The 13,974-nt window shown below is 46.2% G+C and carries 16 protein-coding genes; 2 read left to right on the top strand and 14 right to left on the bottom strand.

Annotated features, from left to right (window positions below):
* Window positions 1–20: 20 nt before the first annotated feature.
* The 13 genes from BLV87_RS05220 to BLV87_RS05160 all read right to left on the bottom strand — a co-directional run bounded on the left by BLV87_RS05220 (window position 21) and on the right by BLV87_RS05160 (window position 10,617).
* Window positions 21–1,070 (bottom strand): trypsin-like serine peptidase, encoded by a 1,050-nt coding sequence (locus tag BLV87_RS05220; protein WP_093066129.1) that lies wholly within the window; start codon window positions 1,068–1,070, stop codon window positions 21–23.
* Window positions 1,071–1,221: 151 nt separating this feature from the next.
* Window positions 1,222–2,772 (bottom strand): tetratricopeptide repeat protein, encoded by a 1,551-nt coding sequence (locus BLV87_RS05215; RefSeq protein WP_093066126.1) that lies wholly within the window; start codon window positions 2,770–2,772, stop codon window positions 1,222–1,224.
* A gap of 149 nt (window positions 2,773–2,921) precedes the next feature.
* Window positions 2,922–4,139 (bottom strand): GGDEF domain-containing protein, encoded by a 1,218-nt coding sequence (locus BLV87_RS05210; RefSeq protein WP_093066124.1) that lies wholly within the window; start codon window positions 4,137–4,139, stop codon window positions 2,922–2,924.
* Window positions 4,140–4,408: 269 nt separating this feature from the next.
* Window positions 4,409–5,032: an outer membrane beta-barrel protein gene (locus BLV87_RS05205; RefSeq protein WP_093066122.1), complete on the bottom strand. Its 624-nt coding sequence runs from the start codon at window positions 5,030–5,032 to the stop codon at window positions 4,409–4,411.
* A gap of 90 nt (window positions 5,033–5,122) precedes the next feature.
* Window positions 5,123–5,515 (bottom strand): group II truncated hemoglobin, encoded by a 393-nt coding sequence (locus BLV87_RS05200; protein ID WP_093066120.1) that lies wholly within the window; start codon window positions 5,513–5,515, stop codon window positions 5,123–5,125.
* 56 nt (window positions 5,516–5,571) lie between these two features.
* The gene (locus BLV87_RS05195; RefSeq protein WP_093066118.1) at window positions 5,572–6,309 is read right to left on the bottom strand and encodes a lysophospholipid acyltransferase family protein; all 738 of its coding nucleotides are present in this window, start codon (window positions 6,307–6,309) and stop codon (window positions 5,572–5,574) included.
* Window positions 6,306–6,851 carry a D-glycero-beta-D-manno-heptose 1,7-bisphosphate 7-phosphatase gene (gene gmhB / locus BLV87_RS05190; protein WP_093066116.1) on the bottom strand — a complete coding sequence of 182 codons (546 nt, stop codon included), beginning with the start codon at window positions 6,849–6,851 and terminating at the stop codon, window positions 6,306–6,308. Before gmhB ends, BLV87_RS05195 begins: the two co-directional genes overlap by 4 nt.
* A complete protein-coding gene (gene rdgB / locus BLV87_RS05185; RefSeq protein WP_093066114.1) occupies window positions 6,848–7,447 on the bottom strand; it encodes an RdgB/HAM1 family non-canonical purine NTP pyrophosphatase in 600 nt (199 codons plus the stop codon). Before rdgB ends, gmhB begins: the two co-directional genes overlap by 4 nt.
* Complete coding sequence (gene rph, locus BLV87_RS05180; protein WP_093066112.1) at window positions 7,444–8,160, bottom strand: ribonuclease PH; 717 nt, start codon at window positions 8,158–8,160, stop codon at window positions 7,444–7,446. Before rph ends, rdgB begins: the two co-directional genes overlap by 4 nt.
* Window positions 8,161–8,341: 181 nt before the next feature.
* Window positions 8,342–8,632: a hypothetical protein gene (locus BLV87_RS05175; protein WP_093066110.1), complete on the bottom strand. Its 291-nt coding sequence runs from the start codon at window positions 8,630–8,632 to the stop codon at window positions 8,342–8,344.
* A gap of 133 nt (window positions 8,633–8,765) precedes the next feature.
* Window positions 8,766–9,086 (bottom strand): hypothetical protein, encoded by a 321-nt coding sequence (locus tag BLV87_RS05170; protein ID WP_093066108.1) that lies wholly within the window; start codon window positions 9,084–9,086, stop codon window positions 8,766–8,768.
* 11 nt (window positions 9,087–9,097) lie between these two features.
* Window positions 9,098–9,814 carry a response regulator transcription factor gene (locus BLV87_RS05165; protein WP_093066106.1) on the bottom strand — a complete coding sequence of 239 codons (717 nt, stop codon included), beginning with the start codon at window positions 9,812–9,814 and terminating at the stop codon, window positions 9,098–9,100.
* 119 nt (window positions 9,815–9,933) lie between these two features.
* A complete protein-coding gene (locus tag BLV87_RS05160) occupies window positions 9,934–10,617 on the bottom strand; it encodes a DUF3108 domain-containing protein (protein WP_093066104.1) in 684 nt (227 codons plus the stop codon).
* A 143-nt stretch (window positions 10,618–10,760) separates the two neighbouring features.
* On the opposite strand from BLV87_RS05160, the gene trxA reads away from it, so the two are divergent.
* Together trxA and rho are read left to right on the top strand one after the other, a co-directional pair.
* On the top strand, window positions 10,761–11,087 hold the full coding sequence (trxA, locus tag BLV87_RS05155) for a thioredoxin TrxA (RefSeq protein ID WP_093066102.1): 327 nt from the start codon (window positions 10,761–10,763) through the stop codon (window positions 11,085–11,087).
* 292 nt (window positions 11,088–11,379) lie between these two features.
* Entirely contained in the window at window positions 11,380–12,639 is a 1,260-nt protein-coding gene (gene rho, locus BLV87_RS05150) for a transcription termination factor Rho (protein ID WP_093066100.1), read from the top strand.
* A 26-nt stretch (window positions 12,640–12,665) separates the two neighbouring features.
* Here the strand turns inward: rho and hflX are convergent, their stop codons facing one another.
* On the bottom strand, window positions 12,666–13,946 hold the full coding sequence (hflX, locus tag BLV87_RS05145; RefSeq protein WP_093066098.1) for a ribosome rescue GTPase HflX: 1,281 nt from the start codon (window positions 13,944–13,946) through the stop codon (window positions 12,666–12,668).
* Window positions 13,947–13,974: the final 28 nt, after the last annotated feature.

The raw sequence follows: 13,974 nt of genomic DNA, 5'->3' as shown, positions 1-13,974 counted from the left end.
GCTTACGAAACAGGGCTGACTTACGGTAAGGCTTTCGCTGCGGTGATCAGGTCAAAAACATCTTTGGAAATTCGTGTTCCTGAATTACTACCAGGGGCGAGTGTGTTTTCGCCATTGGTATGAATGCCAAATGCCCAGGCCGTGGTGCTGTCTTGTACCCAAACAGGCGAACCACTCATACCCCCTGTGGTGTCATTGTCATAATGTATTTTGGTGGGCGTGGCGTATAAGACAATGCCTTTGCTGCCCCATTGTTGACCGCCACCTGCTTTGTCACCGGGATAACCGTTGATATTTACAGCGGTGTTATCAATGGTATCCGTTACAGCGTAACTGAAGTAACCGGTTGAGTTGCCAACGGTGCAGTCCAATTTAATAATGCCAATATCGGCATTGCTGTCAGCATTTGTGATCCATCCATAAGTGGAGTAAAGCTCCCGGGGCGTACAGGAGCCATATGGCGCATAGCCATCAGAGAAGCCAGGGTATACCTTGAATGCAGTCGGAGCACCCCAACGACCGGTGCTGCCCCCGCCGTGAACACAATGCCCAGCGGTTACTAGGGTGTCTTTGCTGACCAGCCAGCCTGAACAGTGGGTATTGCCATTATAAGTGATAAGCGTCACTGCGCGTTCTGGGTAAGAGGCCGGAATCACTTGGAAGCGGCTATCAAAGCCTAGTATTGATTCTTGAATGATGCGTGCTGTTGCGGTGGGTGTGGTAATTTTTATAGCGGCTCGTTCGGCATCACTCAGCGGTGTTAGATCTACGTTATCAGCTTCAAGGCGACCTTCGGTACCGGTTGAGCCAAACGATGCAGCGTTGTTTGCCGCAGAATTATTTGTCGGAGAGATGATTGTGCCACTACTGGAAACAAGAGTATAGCTCGTGCTCGAATTGGCACTAGACACAGCAGGTGTTGATGGACTGGGTTCTGTTACAGTCATGTTGGCTGCTGCTGTATTGTTGTCAGTATTGGTTTGCGAGGTAGCTGCGGTACTTCCTTCGCCACATCCTGTTACGTAAGGCATGACCGTTAGTAGTGCTGCTACAACTTGAACCCACTTCATAAAAATTCTCCGTTATCAGCATTTGGATAAACTATGCTGATTTATATGCTGATTTCGATAATTAATTAAATCAATTTTTTTAAAAATACATATGTAAAACTTATTGATAGTGATTAATAATTAATGAAGCGATAGCTATCTTATTATTAATTTATTTTTTTAGTGTAGATAAGTTGGATTTGTTGATTTCTTGTAAAACACTTAAGAGCGTCTTTAGTGCATTATGTGTAAAAATAGAGCGGTTTTCAGTGTTGGAATGAGTAGGAATGATCGCATTATAACGCAATAATTCTTGATACTCTCCTAGGCTACGTTCGGTCTGACCCAGTTTAAAATAACTGACACAACGAGCCATTTCTCCCCAATAACCAAAATGTTGAATACGTTCCGCTAGTGCCAATGCCTGCTGGTAATCCCCATGATTGAATGCGTGAATAAACGGCAGTACGTGATACCAGTCTGGTTGTGGAAAAGGAATAGCCATCAAGCGTTGAATGGCTTTGATTCCTGTTTCTTGATCGCCCATCATATAAAGTCCAAAACCGTATAAGTACTCTATCGAGGTGTCGAAAGGATTGGTCTTTCGTGCAATTTCAAGTTCTTCACGACATAGAGCATAGTCCCCTAAAAAATAGCGATTATGCGCAAAGATCGAATGTGCTTCGGCGTTGCTAGGGTCTAGCTTCAAAGCACTACGTGCTGCTTGCGTCCACGTGGTTTCTAAGTTTTCAATGAGGTGGTATTGCAGCACATGATCATAACCACACAGACGAGCCAAGATAATCAGTGCTTTACTGTCGTCGGGATACTGTTTTAAACGTCGTTGGCAAGTCACTAAAGCTTTACGAAAACTATCCCGGTTAATGTTATGCAGGAATGCTAAGTAATGCACTAATGCCTCGTGGTGCTCGGGGATGGGGGTTGGCAGGCTCTGTTGGTAATGTGCCCAATGGGATAACATCGTGCCGGAGTGTACGGCAACGGTATTGGCTGCAACACATAAACCGATTGCATCGAGATCATCTTGGCTAGGTTGCAGGGGCAGATGGAACGTATGTACCCACACTAATGCATCACTAATGGCCTGTGTGAGAACAAAAAATAACTCAAGGTGCTGAGGTGTTTGATGAATATTACAATTTAAACTGTAATCTACATGGTAAGGTTTTTCTTGTGTATCCGTTGTTACCATACGAATATTGCGAAAACGATTCAACATCACTAATAGGTCGTTACGTAGCTTATAACAAATAGGGTAGTTAGTGAGTTGGGGAGACTCTAGCATCTGGCAACGCACCAATAAGCGCGGCCCTTCAGTAATACGAGGTGTCAGGCTTTCTGATTCCGGTAAGAAGGTGTTTGGATGTGGGGCACGCAGAGTAAAGGCGACCCGATAAGTACCTTTGGGCATGGTGATCATGAGAGAGCTATTATTGGAGGTATCCCCATAATATTCTTTAAGTAATTTGCGCAACCGACCAGCTTCAATACGTACCAGCGGGTTGTTAAGTGGGGAGAAATCAGCGGGTCTGCCTAATGCTTTGATCGCAATAGTTTGCTGGTTTAGGTCATCCCCACGGCCTGCTAGCGTCTCATGTACAGCATATTGTAAGAATGATTTGATAACTTTTCTCGAACGGAAGCTTGGGCTGGTAATAAGTTGCTCTAACTCGGCAATGACAAGTTCTCTATCAATATTCATGGAAGCCAGCAAATCCTGTTTCTTGTGTTTTTTCTAAAAGGTGAGGCAGTAATGTATAGCATGTTTTTTACGATAAAAATGCTATTTCTGCTAACCAAGAGAAAACTTTTTGTAACAAGTTGTAACAGGTATTTAAGTGAGCATCTTGCTTACGCTGCGTGAGTCACCGCAGTGCTTGGCAGATTAAGCTGGATTATACCCTCTCCACAGCTTTCTTTTGCTACTTGATTGCGTCCATTACGCTTCGCTCGATACAGAGCCCTATCAGCCGCATTCATGAGCATAGCTGGGTAGATAATACTCGCCTCATGTAGGGATTGAGCATTATGGGGAGTATTGGGGGTACAACTGGATACACCTACACTCACTGTAACAATGCGAGGAATAGCGCCGTCAGAATGTGGTACACGCTGGTCTTCTACGCTTTTGCGTACCCGTTCAGCTAGTAATACGGCATCTTCTAAACTGGTATCAGGTAACAAAATGACGAATTCTTCTCCGCCATGACGTGCCACAACATCTGAGGCACGACGAGCTACTGCTTTAATGCATTGCGCAATAATTTGTAAGCATTGATCACCTGCTTGATGCCCATGCTTATCGTTATAACGTTTGAAATAATCAACATCAATCATTAACAGGGATAGTGGTTTACCTTCACGTGCAGCACGTCGCCACTCTGTTTTAAAGGTGCTATCAAAATAACGGCGGTTGGAAATTTGGGTGACTGGGTCAGTATGAGCCTGTTCCTGAACCTGTATTTGTACCGCATGAAGATCATTGAGTAGACTGGTAATGGAGCGCGATGCCATCACTAACAAGACCGCAAGGAGGATCGTTGCTAAGGCGAGTGATTGTTGCGGAGCTGCACCTAGTAGTAATAAATTGAGCGTCACTGGTAGAAGAATAGCGCCAATTTGCACATATAACGCAAAACTGGATAACGCTAACACGGGCATTGCAGCAACGATAGCACCGGCTAATAATAAAATATGGACTGCTTGAGTGGGTATCGTTTGTGAAAATAGGATGAAGCCGGATACTCCCCACAACGCACTGATTAGCGTTGAATAAGTGAGGTAACGCTGCCCAAACTCCTGTAGCTCTTCAAGCGAATAGTGCTGTGAGGGTAAGAATCGTTGTCCAAATAACCAGCGCATCACATTCATGGTAAGGATAGATGCATACCAAACCATTAGTAATAGCATGTTTTCATCGCGGTCAACCCAACGCAATAAGATAAACAGGCTGGCGGCAAAGGCATTTCCTAAAAACCAAGTAGACCCATGTCTCGATAAAAACGCGATCTGCCCATGAAGAATCAGGGGGGAGCTATGTAAAGATGAATGGGTCTTTTTCTTATTCATTGAGTTTTTTCTTAGTGGCAACCATCGTGTTATTGCGTCTTGGCGTGACGCCCCTGTCAATGCCAAGTCTGAATATAGTGCATCTTGTCAGGATTGCGCTAGTTCGGTCGATTTTATTGTCGCATATAATAGATTTTATTTATGATAAATGACAAGCTCAAAAAATAATCTGAAGACGGTATGGGGGGGAGGGCGATTATGCATAAAAAAGCCGGAAAATTTATTTCCCGGCTCAAGACAAACATCAAAACCAATCCAAGGTTAATGACTTAGAAATTATAATGCAGGCCAACGGTTGCAGTGGTAATGCCAGTGTCAGCCGTACCAACAACACCAGATTCAATCAGCTTGGACTGCTCGCCCATTTTGAAGAAATGGTCAACACCTGCACGAACACCGAAGTGCTCGCTGAAATTATACTCTACACCAGCGCCCAAGGTAGGGGTTACACCAGAGTCATCTGCATTACCTGCTGTGCTCACGACTTCACTTTTCCAATACGCAGCACCAACTTTACCGAAAACCCCCACATTTTGAGTTAATGGTTTCCTACCGACGGCGCTTAATGTCAAAGCCTTAGATTGTTGGTCTCCACGCACTGCGCCACCTTCTTGTTCGATACGTGCCGTGTAGTCCATATCGGTATAACCGATTTCTACACCCAAATTAGGGCTAAGCGGGTAACCCGCATAGGCATTGACCGCTTTATCGGTATCACATACTTCACGGCAGGCGACACCACCAACACCACAAGTGGTACTCAGGTCATTGTCATCGACGGATGTATTAATCCCTACCCCTGCACCGATGTAAGGTGCTTTAGGTGAACCCGCCAGCGCGGCATTGCTGCATAGTAATATTGCCACACTTACCAAAGGTAAATATTTATTCATCCAATTTTCCTCATTTATGTTTATGCTCAAATGAATTTAGCAGAAATGCCAAAAATATCCATTTATTGTGCTTTTCAGAATAAAAATTGTTCAGTTTGTGCGATTGCGCATGTGATCGGCTACGTTGGCAAAAGCAGATTTTAATTGCATCTTGAATAACTCATCTGTTACTTGCTCATCTAAGGCGACATTCATGCACATTAACCATTGATCACGCATCTGGATATCCACAGGAAAGGGAGCATGGCGCATTCGTAAACGGGGATGCCCATATTCCGCTTCATACAAACCGGGACCTCCTAACCAGCCAGATAAAAATTTAAATAGTTTGTCACGAGCGGATTGCAAATCTTGCGGGTGAATTTTGCGTAATTCCCAAGCTTCGGGTAATTCATCCATCAAATCATAAAAACGGTTAACTAGGCGTAGCACGCCTTCTTCTCCACCGAGCAGGTCGTAATGCGTTATGGTTGGTAAGTTCATCGGTTACTTTGTCCTTTAATAATAAAAGCGAATAAAAGCGTTTGCCACTGCTACTTTCAAGGGGGGGGGAGACGGCGTTTTTCTGTCTCGATCCAGTGTTGAGCTTGCTGGTTAATGGCGTCCGTTTTTAGCTTTTGAGTGGTAAAGGCCGGACCGATACTGATGGTAATAGTGCCAGGTTTTTTGATCCAAGCATGGCGTTGCCAGCTCAGACCAGCGTTATGGGCAACGGGTACGACGGGAAAACCAGAATGGGAGGCAAGGATTGCCCCACCTATTTTAAATGGTACAGTAGTATTCGGGGCTACCCGTGTGCCTTCAGGAAAAATGACGATACTAATACCTTCTTGCAACAAGGCTTTGCCTTGCTGGGAGATTTGCTTGACGGCAGCCTTTCCTGCGTTACGATCAATTGCAATCGGGCGAATCAGGCGTAAGCCCCAGCCGAAAAAGGGGATTTTCAATAGCTCGCGTTTCATTACCCAGCTTAATTGTTGGGGGAAAATACAGGGGATAGCTAGGGTTTCCCAAGTCGATTGGTGATTGGACATAATAATGAATGCACTTTCAGTTGGTATATTTTCGCGTCCGATGACTTGGTATTTCACGCCACACGTTACCTTTAACCACCAGAGATTAAAGCAATTCCACAAGGTGGCGGCAGGGTAGTGATATTTAAGCGGAAACAGCCATGCCACCGGGGTTAACAAGCCTGCTAGTAGGGTGCTGATGGCAAAGCCTACCCAAAAGATTGCGGCACGAGTGCCTAGCCAAAGCGTGTTGAGTGCATTCATGTAGGTATTGTTCCTAGAAGTGAGTCGGCGTAAGCGGCTAGATTATTAAATACGGGAATGTCAGCCGGTAATTTGCCATCCGCGAGTGTATGTAAGCCTTTACCCGTGCGCACTTGAGCATACGCTGCGCCAACGGCTGCTGCGGCTTGCCAATCGCGTAAGGAGTCGCCCACAACGGTGGCTTGATGCGGTACTATGCCAAAGTGTTCGGCAATCGTCAGCAGCATTCCGGGTTTGGGTTTGCGGCAAGTGCAATGATCACTGCTAAGGTGAGGGCAATAGGCAATATAAGTCACTTTACCACCGTGTTGCGCGAGTAAGTCGTGCAACTTGGCGTGCATGGCATTCAAGGTGGTCACGTCGTAGTAGCCCCGCGCAATGCCTGACTGGTTGGTGGCAATGGCTAAGGTGTAACCGGCTTGATACAAGCGTGCCATGGCTTCGATACTGCCGGGGATAGGAATCCATTCGTCCACCGTTTTAATGAACGCATCGGAATCTTCGTTAATCACGCCGTCACGGTCAAGGATGATGAGTTTCACCCGGCTTTCTCCAGCAATTCATGTAGCTTGCGTAACGCTTGCCCGCGATGGCTAATGCGGTTTTTTTCTTCCGGCGGTAATTCGGCGGACGAGCAGCCGTGGGTAGGCACGTAAAACAAGGGGTCGTAACCAAAGCCGTTTGCCCCGCTTAAGCTGTGCAGAATACGACCTTCCCAACTGGCTTCGGCAATGATCGGCAATTGGTCTTCAGCGTGGCGCAAGTAAACGATGCAGCAATAGAAACGTGCGGTGCGTTGCGCATCCGGCACGTCTTGCAAGGCTTGTAGTAGTTTGGCGTTATTGGCAGCATCGTCGCCGTGTTCTCCTGCGTAACGGGCAGAATATAACCCCGGCGCACCACCCAGTGCATCGACTACAATGCCGGAATCGTCTGCCATGGCTGGCATTCCGGTGTGTTGGGCGGCGTTACGCGCTTTGATTAAGGCGTTTTCGACGAAGGTTAAACCGGTTTCGTCGGCATCTTGCACCCCAAATTCGCTTTGGCGCACAAATTCAATGCCTAAATCCGCCAGCATTGCGTTGAATTCGCGCAGTTTTCCGGCATTGCCGGAGGCTAATACGATACGTTGACTCATGATTCCAATGCCTGTTGTTGTGCTTGCATGATTTCCCGAATGCCTTTTTCTGCTAATGCCAGCAGGGCATCGAGTTCGTCGCGGCGGAAGGCGTGACCCTCGGCAGTGCCTTGCAATTCGATGAATTGTCCGGCTTCGTTCATCACCACGTTCATGTCGGTTTCGGCCTTGGAATCTTCAGCGTAATCCAAATCCAGCACTGGCACACCGTCAAAAATGCCGACGGAAATCGCCGCGATTTGCCCGTGCAATGGGTTTTTCTTCAAGCGGCGGTTTTTTTGCAGCCAAGTAATCGCGTCACACAAGGCGACGTAAGCACCGCTGATTGAAGCCGTGCGCGTCCCGCCGTCGGCTTGAATCACGTCACAGTCGATGGTGATTTGGAATTCGCCCAGTGCTTCAAGGTCAACCACGGCGCGTAAGGCGCGTCCAATCAGGCGTTGAATTTCCATGGTGCGCCCACCTTGCTTGCCTTTGGTCGCCTCACGCGCAGTGCGCGAACCTGTGGCACGCGGCAACATGCCGTACTCAGCAGTTACCCAGCCTTGGCCTTTACCTTTTAACCAGCCGGGTAGGCGGTCTTCTACGGTAGCCGTGCACAGCACCTTGGTGTTGCCAAACTCTACTAATACCGAGCCTTCAGCATGGCAGGTGTAGTTGCGGGTAAATTTGACCGTTCTCATTTGGTCGGGTGCGCGTTCGCTTGGCCTCATCGGGGTTCCTTTTGTGTCGCGTGGATAAGAGAGGCACGATTATACCCATCCTGTGTGTGGGTTTCACGATTATGCAGAGAGACAATAGTGATAAAAAAAAGCCCTAACTACAGGGGAGTAAGTAGGGCTGTCAAAAAACCCACCAATTTTGGCGCAGCTTGGTGAGTCGAGTAAGGAGAACTTACTGTTTTTTTATCATGTGTTTTGCCCAAAGGGATTCGACTACTCCCTGTAGGGTGATGAATTGATCTGACTGGAGAAAATACAAATACAAGTGTGAACCAAGCAGTTTTGGTAAGAAATCATTTGAGCTGGGTGATGTTAACGGATCTTGCACATCAATAACTTCTGTCGTGACGCTACTATTGGCTTGTTGCAGGGTTTGAGTCCCTTTTTCTGATAAGGCCATTGCTGGTTGGAATACTATCCACCCAACAAATAGGCATAATTGGAGGCGAAGCACGCTGACCATGATTACAATATCCCTATTAACTTAATTTTGTTGCTTTAAATGAATTTAATCAAATTGCTGTGCACAACCTTAACGAACCTAGTAGGGTTTGTAACGTAAAAAATTGTAAAAAAATGTAACAGCCTGTGTGGCGTTAGGGATAATCATCAATGAAAAGATAAATGTTCGAGGTAATTTGTTGAAATTCTTGATTAAGTTTGTCTATGAAATTCGCTTGTTGCAAAACTTCTGTATTTTGCGAGCTAATTAGTGCTAATAAGTCAGGTAAGGTACTTGAGTCATACAGATGCGCAGTGGCAGAAAGTTTGTGGGCAATGATAGCAGCAGTGTGCCAATCTTGTTGTTGTAAACCAGCCTGTAAGTCATATTGATATTGCTGAAGTTGCGTTTGAGCAACGGTTAGAAAACGTTGTGCCGCTTCTTTACCTAGCATTTCAGTCAGAGTGGTGAACATTAGCGGTGTCTCTATGTATTCAGTGTTAAACGATAGCCCTTCCGCCAAATGGTGCGTAAATACTGGGGGGAATGCGCATCATCTCCTAGTTTTTTGCGTAAACGATTGATGGTCATGTCGATGCTGCGGTTGAGGGGATGATAGTCGTTGCCGTTAATGGCATGGGAGATGGCATCTCGCGTCAAAATTTGTCCGGCATTCTGGCAGAGAAAGCGTAGTAGGCTGGTTTCCTGAGCGGTGAGTTTGATAATGGTGTTATCACGTTCTAACTTTTCTTGTTCAGGGTCGAACACATTGCTGCCAATTTTGATCGTTTGTATGTGTTTAACGGGTTGGTGACGCATGATGTTGTGCATACGAATCAGCAGTTCTTTCGGATGAAAGGGTTTCGTTAGGTAGTCGTCAGCACCAACTTCTAGCCCTTGTAGCCGTTCTTGTGCTGATTTTTTGGCGGATAATAGCATGACGGGGATAGTGGGGTGATTTGCTTTTAGCCACTTCAGCCAGTGTATGCCGTCTTCACCTGGCATCATAATGTCAAGTAAAATGATGTCAGGTTGTTGGTGTTGGCAAAAGTTACTGATCCCTTCACCGTTAGGCAGAGTGTGAAGGTGGTAATGATGTCCAAGCAAATACTCCGCTAATAGCTTATGCAGCAGAAGATCATCATCGACGAGCAGGATCTGCCGATTGCTTATAGCATTTATCGGGGGATTGATGAGGTTCATTTTTCAGAAAATTTATAGGCTTAAACACTGATACGCGAATATATTAGCTACATAACTATGAAAAGTCTAAAAAATATCTATTTATCGTGAGTTGAGTGTACATTATACGTCCCTTGCTGTTAGCGGTATTGCGATAGACGTGTCTCAATGATTTCACCCTCTTCTGCGTGGCGCACTTGCACGATCGCATAATTTAAGGAGGGAGCCAGCCATAATGTCGTTTGACGTTCTTTGCTGTTGTGGATGACTTCGACTTTTTCGCATTCGTATGTGCCTGCTGGAACCTCCAAGGTTTCTTTTCCGGTTTTACGTAAGCGATAATCTTGTAACTTACCCTTGCTAACTACTTGGTAGTTGAGAGGTTTATTGGTTGCGAGCGCATCCATTACATGCAATTCTAATGCAGCTATATCTAACGTGCCTTTCGGAACGTTTAGTTGGTAGGCGTTGCCATCAAATGTACCCTCCACTTTCGTGGGGCTGGTAAAGCTCAACTGGTCTTTTTTATCTTTGCGCTTGTTTTGGTGATGATGAAGGTAGTGTTCCGGGATGAGCGTGTCAGCCTTTTTTGTACCGGTACTACGTTCGGTAAGGGTATCGCCACTCAGCAACGCGGCTAGACCATTGGCCTTAGTAAGTTTTTGGTAAGTATACGCATCGCCGTCATAGCGTAGGCTGGCAGACATGGTTCCCATCTCGATACCTTTGGCAGTGACGGTATAGTTTGCCTGGAAGGCAGTTGGTGCCGCAGCCCCTGCTGATACCCATAAGGCCAAGCTTGCGGCAACAATCAAACGTTTCATGCATGTTTCCTTCTGGTTAAATGCTACTGACCTGATTAGACTACAGCAAGCTGTGTTGGTTCTGAAACGCTATACTACAAAGATGGCGCAAAATATTAGAGAATAGCAATCGTGACACCTCAAAAATCAGGGAGAACCCTTCTGTGAGTAATGACATTATTTACCTTTCCGATGCCACTTTCGATCAAGAAGTGCTGAAATCCAGTGTGCCAGTGCTGGTTGACTACTGGGCTGAATGGTGTGGGCCATGCAAAATGATTGCACCCTTGCTAGATGAAATTGCCACTGAGTTCGCTGGCAAATTAAAAGTAGCTAAGCTGAATATTGATGACAATAAAGCTGTACCACCGCGCTACGGTATCCGTGGTATTCCGACGCTGATGCTGTTTAAGAATGGTGAGGTGGAGGCAACCAAGGTTGGTGCTTTATCCAAGTCACAGTTAACAGCATTTCTGAATCAAAGCCTTTAAGTAATCTGAATGCCCCATGGAGATTTTTACTTCTGTGGGGCGTTGTATGTATTATTTTTCTGGACTCTATGAAACTGACGTGCTAGTTTAAACCTACTTGAATTTGCATCCAGATTCATTCCTGAAAATCCTGTCTCGTTTTCTCAATTATTACCCGCGTAGACTGTCATAGGTGTTCGCTTCACTTATGGTGACTGCATGGTATTCAGTCATATTTCCCGATTGAGAAACATACATCGAGCAGGGGCTTCCTGATTGTTTACTCCTAATGTCTCCATCAACTCATTATTCTATGAACCTGTCTGAACTAAAAAAGAAATCTGCCGCCGAAGTCTTCGAAATGGCTCAAGCCATGGGTATCGAGAGTATCTCCCGTACTCGTAAACAAGACATCATTTTTGCTTTGCTGAAAGCTAATGCCGCCAATAATGTCGATATTCATGGTGACGGTGTACTGGAAATTCTCCAAGATGGTTTCGGTTTTCTGCGTTCTGATGATTCCAGCTATCTTGCGGGCGCAGATGACATCTATGTATCACCTAGCCAAATCCGCCGTTTTGGTTTGCGCACCGGTGATACGGTATCAGGTAAAATTCGTCCACCTAAGGATAACGAACGTTACTTTGCGCTATTGAAAGTTGATACGATCAACTTTGAGCCACCGGAAAGTGCGCGTAATAAAATTGCGTTTGAAAATCTCACGCCCCTACATGCTGATGAGAGGATGCGGATGGAGCGAGGTAACGGTAGCCGTGAAGACATTACTGCTCGCGTTATTGATATCGTAGCTCCTTTCGGTAAAGGCCAGCGGGGGCTGATTATCGCACCGCCCAAAGCCGGTAAAACCATCATGCTGCAAAATATTGCGCAAAGCATTGCCTCCAACTACCCCGATAGCTACTTGATCGTATTGTTGATTGATGAGCGTCCAGAAGAAGTTACTGAAATGTCGCGCATGGTACAAGGTGAGGTGGTGTCCTCCACTTTTGATGAGCCTGCGGCTCGCCACGTGCAAGTTGCTGAAATGGTTATCGAAAAAGCTAAGCGTTTAGTGGAGCACAAACGTGACGTGGTCATCCTGTTGGACTCTATCACGCGTTTGGCACGTGCTTACAATACCGTAGTGCCATCTTCTGGCAAGGTGTTAACGGGGGGGGTGGATGCGAATGCTCTGCATCGCCCGAAACGCTTCTTTGGTGCAGCACGTAATATCGAAGAGGGTGGTAGTTTAACTATCATTGCAACGGCTTTGATTGATACCGGTTCCAAGATGGATGAGGTTATCTACGAGGAGTTCAAAGGTACGGGTAATATGGAAATCCATTTGGATCGCCGTATTTCTGAAAAGCGCGTGTTCCCTGCGATCAATATCAACCGCTCCGGCACACGTCGCGAAGAGTTGCTCACCACACAAGACGAACTGCAAACGTTGTGGGTGCTGCGTAAGTTCTTACATGGTATGGATGATCTGGAGGCGATGGAATTACTGTTTGATAAGTTGTCGAAAACTAAAACGAACAGTGAGTTCTTTGATGTGATGCGTCGCGGCTAAATTGTAGGGGCGTATGCAATACGCCCCTACAGGTCTTTCATTGTTAGATTTTCTTCGCGTAGATACTGTTCCAGCCGTCGTTGGTCGATGACGACCTCCAAGCTAAAATTGCCTTCATCCGTGATGCTTTCCTGTTGAATCGCTTTATCAGCATACAACTTAGCACGTAAGCGTGCATGTTGGGGTTTGAGTGTCAATGCGTCTCGGAACATGTTTCCGGCAAAGTAATTTCCCAAATAGCCCAGTAACGCCTCTAGCCCCAGATTGTTTTGGGCAGAAATATAGATGCGGGCAGGCGTTGTGCCAATGCTTTCTTCGATATGTGGGCTGAGTCCACCGAGATCGATTTTGTTCATAACTTCGATTTGCGGTACATTTTCTGCACCGATTTCAGCAATGACATTGTTTACTTGTTCGCGGAATAGTTCAAGTTGTTCGTCGTGGCTGTCGATGACGTGGAGTAATAGGTCGGCATCAATGGTTTCTTGCAAGGTAGAGCGGAAGGCAGCAACTAAGTCGTGGGGTAGATTGCGGATGAAGCCAACAGTATCGGCTAGAATGATCGCTTGCTGATTAGGTAATTGTACTTGACGTAAAGTAGGGTCGAGGGTTGCAAACAGTTGGTCTGCGACGTAAACCTCTGCTTTGGTTAAAGCATTGAATAAAGTGGATTTACCTGCATTGGTATAGCCAACCAGTGATACTGTGGGGATTTCGGCTTTTTTGCGGGATTGACGCCCTTGTTCGCGTTGATTTTGTACTTTTTCTAGGCGTCTGTCGATTTGTTTGATGCGTTCTGCAATCAAGCGCCGGTCGGTTTCCAACTGGGTTTCACCGGGGCCTCGCATCCCTATTCCGCCTTTTTGGCGTTCAAGGTGAGTCCATCCGCGTATTAAGCGGGTTGAAAGGTGTTTTAATTGTGCCAGTTCGACTTGCAGTTTGCCTTCAAAGCTGCGTGCACGTTGAGCAAAAATATCCAGAATTAGACCCGTGCGATCTAGAACGCGGCATTGCAACAGCTTTTCGAGATTACGTTCTTGGGCTGGAGAAAGTGAATGGTCGAAAATAACCAAATCGGCATTGTGAGCTTCGCGTAATTGGCGAATTTCCTCAGCTTTACCTGTGCCTACGAAATAGCGTGGGTCGGGACGTTGACGTGAGCCACTGATAAAGCCGACCACTTGAGCGCCAGCCGAATCAGCTAATTCAATGAATTCCTTTTCATCTTGTGTCGTCTTTGCCGAGTTGAAACTGATTTGAACGAGCACGGCATTTTCACCGCCGCCGGGGCGCTCAAATAGTTCCAATCGGCAACCTTCCTGATGATTTCAGTAG

Source organism: Thiothrix caldifontis, assembly GCF_900107695.1.
Taxonomy (GTDB): Bacteria; Pseudomonadota; Gammaproteobacteria; order Thiotrichales; family Thiotrichaceae; genus Thiothrix; species Thiothrix caldifontis.
Note: the sequence above shows the minus strand (reverse complement) of the source record. Positions and strands in the feature narration are given on the sequence as shown.

Bases quoted from the DNA above. Each gene is read 5' to 3' on its own strand.
- BLV87_RS05220 (WP_093066129.1), bottom strand. From the start codon at position 1,070: ATGAAGTGGGTTCAAGTTGTAGCAGCACTACTAACGGTCATGCCTTAC.
- BLV87_RS05215 (WP_093066126.1), bottom strand. From the start codon at position 2,772: ATGAATATTGATAGAGAACTTGTCATTGCCGAGTTAGAGCAACTTATT.
- BLV87_RS05210 (WP_093066124.1), bottom strand. From the start codon at position 4,139: ATGAATAAGAAAAAGACCCATTCATCTTTACATAGCTCCCCCCTGATT.
- BLV87_RS05205 (WP_093066122.1), bottom strand. From the start codon at position 5,032: ATGAATAAATATTTACCTTTGGTAAGTGTGGCAATATTACTATGCAGC.
- BLV87_RS05200 (WP_093066120.1), bottom strand. From the start codon at position 5,515: ATGAACTTACCAACCATAACGCATTACGACCTGCTCGGTGGAGAAGAA.
- BLV87_RS05195 (WP_093066118.1), bottom strand. From the start codon at position 6,309: ATGAATGCACTCAACACGCTTTGGCTAGGCACTCGTGCCGCAATCTTT.
- rdgB (WP_093066114.1), bottom strand. From the start codon at position 7,447: ATGAGTCAACGTATCGTATTAGCCTCCGGCAATGCCGGAAAACTGCGC.
- rph (WP_093066112.1), bottom strand. From the start codon at position 8,160: ATGAGGCCAAGCGAACGCGCACCCGACCAAATGAGAACGGTCAAATTT.
- BLV87_RS05175 (WP_093066110.1), bottom strand. From the start codon at position 8,632: ATGGTCAGCGTGCTTCGCCTCCAATTATGCCTATTTGTTGGGTGGATA.
- BLV87_RS05170 (WP_093066108.1), bottom strand. From the start codon at position 9,086: ATGTTCACCACTCTGACTGAAATGCTAGGTAAAGAAGCGGCACAACGT.
- BLV87_RS05165 (WP_093066106.1), bottom strand. From the start codon at position 9,814: ATGAACCTCATCAATCCCCCGATAAATGCTATAAGCAATCGGCAGATC.
- BLV87_RS05160 (WP_093066104.1), bottom strand. From the start codon at position 10,617: ATGAAACGTTTGATTGTTGCCGCAAGCTTGGCCTTATGGGTATCAGCA.
- rho (WP_093066100.1), top strand. From the start codon at position 11,380: ATGAACCTGTCTGAACTAAAAAAGAAATCTGCCGCCGAAGTCTTCGAA.